This window comes from Streptomyces sp. M2CJ-2 (genome assembly GCF_016757295.1).
Taxonomy (GTDB): Bacteria; Actinomycetota; Actinomycetes; order Streptomycetales; family Streptomycetaceae; genus Streptomyces.
The window spans coordinates 21,442-28,064 of the sequence record NZ_JAESIF010000073.1 but is presented as its reverse complement, the minus strand read 5'-3'; the positions used below and the strand labels follow the sequence as shown (position 1 = coordinate 28,064).

The window sequence follows — 6,623 nt, the reverse complement described above, 5'->3', positions numbered from 1 at the left end:
GCTGCGCGGCGCCATCATCTGGCTGCGCAGCCTTGCCCCCGCCACATGATCACGATCCCGAACAGGCCCTAGGGGGATGTCAGACCTCCGACCACGTCAAGAAGCGTGTGGTGACCAGCGGCAACGCGCGGCTGGCCAGGCGGCTCGCGCAGGAGATACCGCAGGAGATGGTGCAGGGAGTGCCGCAAGAGAGGGTGCCCCCAGGCCAGTCCCGGCGCGGCCACCAGCGGCATCGCTTCCCCGTGATGGAGCCGTGCATGGCCGCCCCAGCCTCCGTCAGCGCCGGGGACGACGGGCGCCTCGAACGGCGGCGCGGGCTTGCGGGCTGGCGGCACGGTCCGGGGCCGAGGCAAGGGCCGCCAGGGCGCGCCGCAGGTCCTCGATGCGGGGCGGCGCGTTCGTCCAGGCGTGTCTGGAGGTGCCGGGCCCCGGCCTCGGCTAGCTGACGGGCGGTGCGTTCGTCGGCGAGCGCCAGGGCGTGCTCGTGGCGCAGCCGGTCCAGCTCGGCTCGCAGCGCGTCCGTGTCGACCGTGTCCTGCTGTGCCTCGGTCGGCGCCAGGTCACCGACTTCCTTCTCATCGGGTGGGGCGGGGCGTTGAGCCGGAAGTCGGCGGCGAGCAGGTCTTCCACGGGGATGAGCCAGCCGCGGTCGTCGTCGAGCACGGCCCCGGGCAGTTCGCCGGCTTCCCGGCGACGCCGGATCATCGTACGGCTCACGCCGCACGCGGCGGCGGCTTCGCGCTGGGTCAGCAGGGGCGAGAGGTGCTCACGCTCCGTATCGTCCCTGGCCGCCGTCTCTGTTTGAAATCGCCCTGAGTGCGCCGGCGTGGTGGGGCTGGGCCGGCAGGGCGTCGTTGTCCGGATTCATGATGGGGTGCCCGAGCAAGTATGGGAAAGCGGGGTGTTCGGGGTGGGATGCTGCAGGGGGACCCCGGCCCGATGCCAGCGGGCCGGGGGCTTCATGGTGTGCCGGGGTGGCGGTTCGGTCAGCGTCCGCCGTGTTCGTTGTTCCCGCCGTGTCCGCGGAAGTGGTGGATGACTCGGAAGCTGCCGACCACTCCGTTCTTGACGAAGACGCCGCCCTCGACGTGGCGGGGGTGCACGCCGTCGCTGGAGCTGTGCGGTCCGACGGTAGCGATGGGGGCGCCGTTGTCGCAGGTGGCTCCGCGGAAGACCTCGACGGTCCTCCGGCTGTCGTTGCGGATGTTCAGGCTGCGGGAGCCCAGGCCGCTCACGACGGTGATGCAGTCGCCCGGGACGGCCGAGTAGGAACGCTCGTTGATGTGGATCCGGCCTTCGAAGCCCCGGTCTTCGTTGTCCTTGCCCTCGTTGTCCTTGCCTTCGTTGTCCTTGCCCTCGCTGTCCTTACCGGAGTCGCCGCCCTCGTTGCCCTTGCCCTCGTTGCCCTTGCCCTCGCTGTCCTTACCGGAGTCGCCGCCCTCGTTGCCCTTGCCCTCGCTGTCCTTGCCCTCGCTGTCCTTACCGGAGTCGCCGCCCTCGTTGCCCTTGCCCTCGCTGTCCTTGCCCTCGCTGTCCTTCCTTGCCCTCGCTGTCCTTACCGGAGTCGCCGCCCTCGTTGCCCTTGCCCTCGCTGTCCTTGCCCTCGCTGTCCTTACCGGAGTCGCCGCCCTCGTTGCCCTTGCCCTCGTTGCCCTTGCCTTCGCTGTCCTTGCCCTCGTTGCCCTTGCCTTCGCTGTCCTTGCCCTCGTTGCCCTTGCCTTCGCTGTCCTTGCCTTCGCTGTCCTTGCCCTCGCTGTCCTTGCCGGAGTCGCCGCCTGTGGGGGCCGCGGCGGGGGCGGCTGCCTGCTGGACCGCGGGGGCGGCCTGGGCCGGCTCGTAGGCGGACGCCGAGGCGTAGGTGATACCGGTGGCGGCCAGGGCCGCGGCAGCCGCGACGGCCGCGGTAACGACGTTGGGGCGGGTCTTCATCACGCGCTTCTCCTGTCTCGGGAGATCGGCTGGCCAGCCGACTCGTGATGAACGTACTGACAGATTCCCATATCTGTCATATCGAGACATAAGGGAAAATCGGCAAATTGACTCCAATCGGGCTATAGGGGGGTGCTTGTGTGCCGCGCCATGGCGCGCTGACAGACAGACAGATGATTTTTCCTGTAATGGCCTTGATGCCCCGATACGCCGTCCGGGGGCTTTTTTGGCGCCTGCTCACCCGCGGCCGCGGCATGTCGTTCGTTGACATACCGGGTGAAACCGGTATTCCCGTGGTGCTGCCGGGCGGTGAGTGGGGCGCGCGGGCGGGCCTGTGACGTGACGTGGTGTCGTCCGCGGGGTTCGGCAGTCCCGACTTGCCGATGGGGTGAGCTGGCGAGCCGAAGTGATGGGCAGGATTTGGCTCTGTCCGTTGTCCGCCGTCGGGGCCGCACCGCGTGCCCTGGTTGGTCACCGGTTGGTCGGGTCAGCCGGTGAAGGCTTCGATGAGGGTCCAGATGGCCAGTGCGGCCATGCAGGCGCCGCCGATGCGCTGCACGGTCTTCAGGGGTACGCGTTTGGCGATGAACTTGCCGACGAGGAGGGCGAGGGCGGAGACGGACATCAGGGCGGCGGCGGAGCCGATGGCGGTGGGGAGCCAGCCGTTGGTGGCGGCGAGGTTGGCGGTGGTGATCTGGGTGAGGTCGCCCCATTCGCTGATGAAGACGGCCATGAAGGCGGTGGTGTAGACGGGCCAGAAGCCGGTGACGGTCTTGGTGCCGGCTTCGTCGTCCTCGTCGTCGCTTCCGCTGCGCAGGAGAACGAAGGCGCCGAAGGCGAACAGGGCGGCTGAGACGAGTTTGACGGCCAAGTTAGGCAGCAGGCTGAGGAGGCTGCCGGCGCCGACGGCGATGGCGACGTGGACGATGAATGCGGTGGAGGTGCCGAACCACACGTACAGGGGCCGCATGCGGGTGCCCATGGCCAGTGAGGCGAACATCGTCTTGTCGGGGAGTTCGGCGAGGAAGATCAGCCCGAAGGCGGTGATGATCGCCAGGGGGTCGAAGGTCATCGGAGTGCTTTCTGCTGGGGCCAGGCCGCGAGCTCGTACGGCTCCCAGGCGGGCGACGGGGAACCTTCTCGGCCCGGCACGACGGAGCCGCCCGCACGGTCGGTGCAGGCGTGGGTCATGCGTTGGCCGAAGGTCTCGTCCGCCATGGCAGTTGCCGAGGCCCGGTGCCCTGTCCAGCGTGTCGACCAGCGGTATTGCGGGACTACTCCCCTTCGCTGCCCCAATCCTAAAGGATCAGCAATGGGAAGGTAAGGCGGGTACTGGTGTCGCCTGTCACCCGCTGCCCGTGCGGCCCTGGGGGGGGCAGACCGCCCTCGCCGTGCCAGGCTGCTGCCACGGCGGCATGGGCGGCTGTGCAGACCCAGCACAGCCTGGTACGGGCACGAAGCCGTTCGACGGCGGCTGCGTACGCGGGTCACGCGGGGCGGTGTCGTTTGTGAGGCGTTGCGGTCAGGGTGAGCAGGCAGCGGCCTGGTGCGTGGCGGCAGGAGTTGGTAGCAGTTCGCTGACCACGAGCTGGACGGTTTCCTGGGTGTGGCCGGGCAGGGTGTGTTCGAAGGCGGCTTGTGCTTCGGTGAGGAACCCCCGGGCGACGGCACAGGCTTCGGCGACGCGGGCCGGGTCGCCGTCGTAGGCGGCGGAGACCGTGAGCGGCTCGTCTGCCGGCCGGGCCGGGAAACTTCCTGGGTGGAGAAAGTCCGGGTGGGAACGGGTGTGCTCGCCTGTCATGTGTCGGTCCTGTCTATGGGTCAGCCGTCGAGGGCGGGCACGTCGGGACCGATGGTCAAGGTGACCGCGGCGGGGGCTGATTGTTCGGACAGCGTGGGCGTCACGCCGGGCAGGTGGCCGGCGAGCGCCTGGGCCTGCTCCGACTGGCCGTGGGCGTAGGTGAGGGTGGTCTTGCTGACGCGCGCGGGGGCATCGCCGGTGGCGGTGATCTGGAAGCCGAGGGCGCGCAGCGGCGCTGTCACGTTGGTTGACCGGGTGGGATGATCTTCGGGTTGATCAGGCTGGGAGGAGTCCTCGGTGGACAGTGCGCCGTCGTACAAGGGGCACCGGTACCCGGTGGAGGTGATCTCCCACTGCGTGTGGCTGTACTTCCGCTTCCCGTTGTCATTCCGTGAGATGGAGGAGCTGATGCTGCAGCGCGGCGTCATCGTGTCCCACGAGACGATCCGCCGGTGGTGTCTGAAGTTCGGGCAGTCCTACGCCGGCGCGCTGCGCCGCCGGCGTGCGAGGCCGGGCGATAAGTGGCACCTGGACGAGGTCTTCCTCACGATCAACGGAGAACGGAAGTACCTGTGGCGGGCCGTCGACGCCGACGGCACCGTCCTGGACATCCTCGTACAGTCCCGCCGGGACAAGGCCGCGGCCCGGCGCTTCTTCCGCCGCCTGCTGCAGACGACCCGCACGGTGCCCCGGGTGGTCGTCACCGACAAGCTGCGCCCCTACGGGGCGGCCCACCGCGAGGTCAGGCCCTCCGTCGAGCACCGCTGTCACAAGGGCCTCAACAACCGGGCGGAGAACAGTCATCAGCCCACCCGGCAGCGCGAGCGCGCCATGAAGGGCTTCCGTAGCGTCGGCGGGGCGCAGCGGTTCCTGGCCGCGTTCAGCGGCATCTCACCGCACTTCCGGCCTTTCCGCCACCTGATGACCGCCGCCCACTACCGCGCCGAGATGGCCGTCCGCTTCGCCATCTGGGACCAGATCACCGGCGCCGCCGGCCGGCCCACCACGGCCTGACCCGAAACTGCCGCCCGGCCCCACCACACCCGGCACACCGTCAGGCACTCACACACTCAACAACGTGACAGTGTCCCTCCCCGGCACGATCAACTCCAAGATCATCCCAGGCCGGTCAGCCAACGTGACAACGCCATCCGCACTCCTGACACGTGAGCAAGTCGTCACTTTACGTGCTCGCTTGGTCGAACTGGTGGTCGGGGTCCTGATAGCCTGCTGCGATCTTGGAAATGGGACCCCGTCGGTGTGCGCCGGCGGTCCGGCTACCGCACGGTCGCTGCCCCTGACCGGGCGGTATCTCGTCGCGAGCGAGAGGAACCCTGGTGCCCCCGGCCTGGCAGGGTTCGGTCCTAGCAATCCACTTGGAGGGTGTTCGGCGTGCTGTTGGCGGCTCGGTACCGGCTCGAGGAGCTTCTCGGCCGAGGGGGGATGGGCGAGGTCTGGCGCGCGCGAGACGAGGTCCTTGGCCGTCCGGTCGCGGTCAAGCTGCTCCTGGCCGGCGGCATCGACCCGTCGGCCGCGGCCCGCTTTCGGCAGGAGGCGCAGACGACCGCTCGGCTGAGCCACCCCAATATCGTCGCCATTTACGACTTCGGCCAGGCCGACGACCGTCTGTACCTGGTCATGGAAATGGTCCAGGGGCACAGCCTGGCCGACCGGCTGGCCTCGGCGGGTGCGCTCACACCGCGCGAGGTGGCCGCCATCGGCAGCCAGATCGCCTCAGGCCTGGCCGCCGCACACCGGCAGAACGTCATCCACCGCGACATCAAGCCCGCCAACCTTCTGATTGCCCCCGATGGCACGGTCAGGGTGGTGGACTTCGGTATCGCCCGCCTCGCCGACGACACGGCGGCCGGGCTCACCAGCGCGGGCATGATCGTGGGCTCCGTCTCCTACCTCGCTCCGGAACGAGCCCTCGGAAAGGACGCCGGTCCGGCCTCCGACATGTACGCGCTCGGCTGCGTCCTGTACGAGCTCTTGGTGGGGCACCCGCCCTTCCGCGCGGACACCCCGACCGCACTGCTCTACCAGCACGTCCAGGAGCTGCCCTCACCTCCGCGCAGTATGGGCGTGGAGCTTCCGGCGGAGCTCGAACAACTCGTCCTGGCGCTGCTCGCCAAGGAACCGGAAGCGCGCCCCGGCGCCGAACAGGTCGCGGACTGGCTGTCCGCTCCGGGAAGGCGGAGCGCGACCGCGACGGCGCAGCCCACACCACCGCCGTCCTCACGACCGGCCGCCGCGGTGGGACGCACGGCCGTGCTGCCGGCTCCTGCCACACGACGATCCCGCAGGCATGATTCCCGGTCGCGCACGGTCGCCATCTCGGGACTCGCAGCGGCCGCCCTCGCGACCGCGGGATACCTCCTCTTCCAGCCGGACTCCGCACAGGTGGCCGCTGCCGACTCCCCTGCCGCGACCCAGGGAGCAACGCCGTCCGCCACCGACCCCGCTTCCTCATCGCCCGCTGCTTCAGGTGCTTCTCCTCCGCCGAGCCCGTCCGCTGCCGTCGACACACCCGCAGCATTGTCGAACGACCCCGGTGTGCTGCTCGGCCAGGTGTCCCAGGAACTGAACACGGCCGCCGGCGAAGGTCGGCTCGACCCGCACCTCGCCGACGATCTGGAACACAAGGTCTCCCAAGCCCAGGACAAGCTGGCTGAGGGCAGAGAGGAGGGGAAGGACAAGACCAAGGACGTACGCAAACGGGTCCGCGACATCCGGCACAAACTCGCCGACGCCGAGAAGCACCAGGAGTTCACCAGTACCCCCGAGTTCGACCGGCTCCTCGATCACCTCGCATCCGTGGTCGGGGAAACCAACTAGCTTGACCCTGTCGGGGATCTTGCAGGCGTCGAGCTCAGCCGCTGACGGCCCGCCA

Annotated in this window: 8 protein-coding genes; 2 read left to right on the top strand and 6 right to left on the bottom strand. The window is 69.2% G+C overall.

Features of this window, described 5'->3' with window-relative positions; translation table 11 throughout:
• Nucleotides 1-438: 438 nt before the first annotated feature.
• From JL475_RS32550 to JL475_RS41550, 6 genes are all read right to left on the bottom strand, one after another.
• Complete coding sequence (locus tag JL475_RS32550; protein ID WP_368860247.1) at nt 439-750, bottom strand: helix-turn-helix domain-containing protein; 312 nt, start codon at nt 748-750, stop codon at nt 439-441.
• 236 nt (nt 751-986) lie between these two features.
• Nucleotides 987-1,235 carry a hypothetical protein gene (locus JL475_RS40540; protein ID WP_237408941.1) on the bottom strand — a complete coding sequence of 83 codons (249 nt, stop codon included), beginning with the start codon at nt 1,233-1,235 and terminating at the stop codon, nt 987-989.
• Between the two features lie 244 nt (nt 1,236-1,479).
• A complete protein-coding gene (locus tag JL475_RS32540) occupies nt 1,480-1,932 on the bottom strand; it encodes a hypothetical protein (protein WP_202281776.1) in 453 nt (150 codons plus the stop codon).
• A 484-nt stretch (nt 1,933-2,416) separates the two neighbouring features.
• Nucleotides 2,417-3,001 (bottom strand): TMEM165/GDT1 family protein, encoded by a 585-nt coding sequence (locus JL475_RS32535; RefSeq protein ID WP_202281775.1) that lies wholly within the window; start codon nt 2,999-3,001, stop codon nt 2,417-2,419.
• Between the two features lie 450 nt (nt 3,002-3,451).
• On the bottom strand, nt 3,452-3,730 hold the full coding sequence (locus JL475_RS32530; RefSeq protein WP_202281773.1) for a hypothetical protein: 279 nt from the start codon (nt 3,728-3,730) through the stop codon (nt 3,452-3,454).
• Between the two features lie 20 nt (nt 3,731-3,750).
• Nucleotides 3,751-3,972, bottom strand: a complete 222-nt coding sequence (locus JL475_RS41550; RefSeq protein ID WP_202281771.1) for a LytR C-terminal domain-containing protein — start codon at nt 3,970-3,972, stop codon at nt 3,751-3,753.
• Nucleotides 3,973-4,027: 55 nt separating this feature from the next.
• Here JL475_RS41550 and JL475_RS32520 point away from each other — a divergent pair, with 55 nt between their 5' ends.
• Both JL475_RS32520 and JL475_RS32515 read left to right on the top strand, forming a co-directional pair.
• Nucleotides 4,028-4,744 (top strand): IS6 family transposase, encoded by a 717-nt coding sequence (locus tag JL475_RS32520; RefSeq protein WP_202281769.1) that lies wholly within the window; start codon nt 4,028-4,030, stop codon nt 4,742-4,744.
• A gap of 378 nt (nt 4,745-5,122) precedes the next feature.
• On the top strand, nt 5,123-6,568 hold the full coding sequence (locus tag JL475_RS32515; protein ID WP_202281767.1) for a serine/threonine-protein kinase: 1,446 nt from the start codon (nt 5,123-5,125) through the stop codon (nt 6,566-6,568).
• Nucleotides 6,569-6,623 lie beyond the last annotated feature (55 nt).

Bases quoted from the DNA above. Each gene is read 5' to 3' on its own strand.
- JL475_RS32535 (WP_202281775.1), bottom strand. From the start codon at position 3,001: ATGACCTTCGACCCCCTGGCGATCATCACCGCCTTCGGGCTGATCTTC.
- JL475_RS32530 (WP_202281773.1), bottom strand. From the start codon at position 3,730: ATGACAGGCGAGCACACCCGTTCCCACCCGGACTTTCTCCACCCAGGA.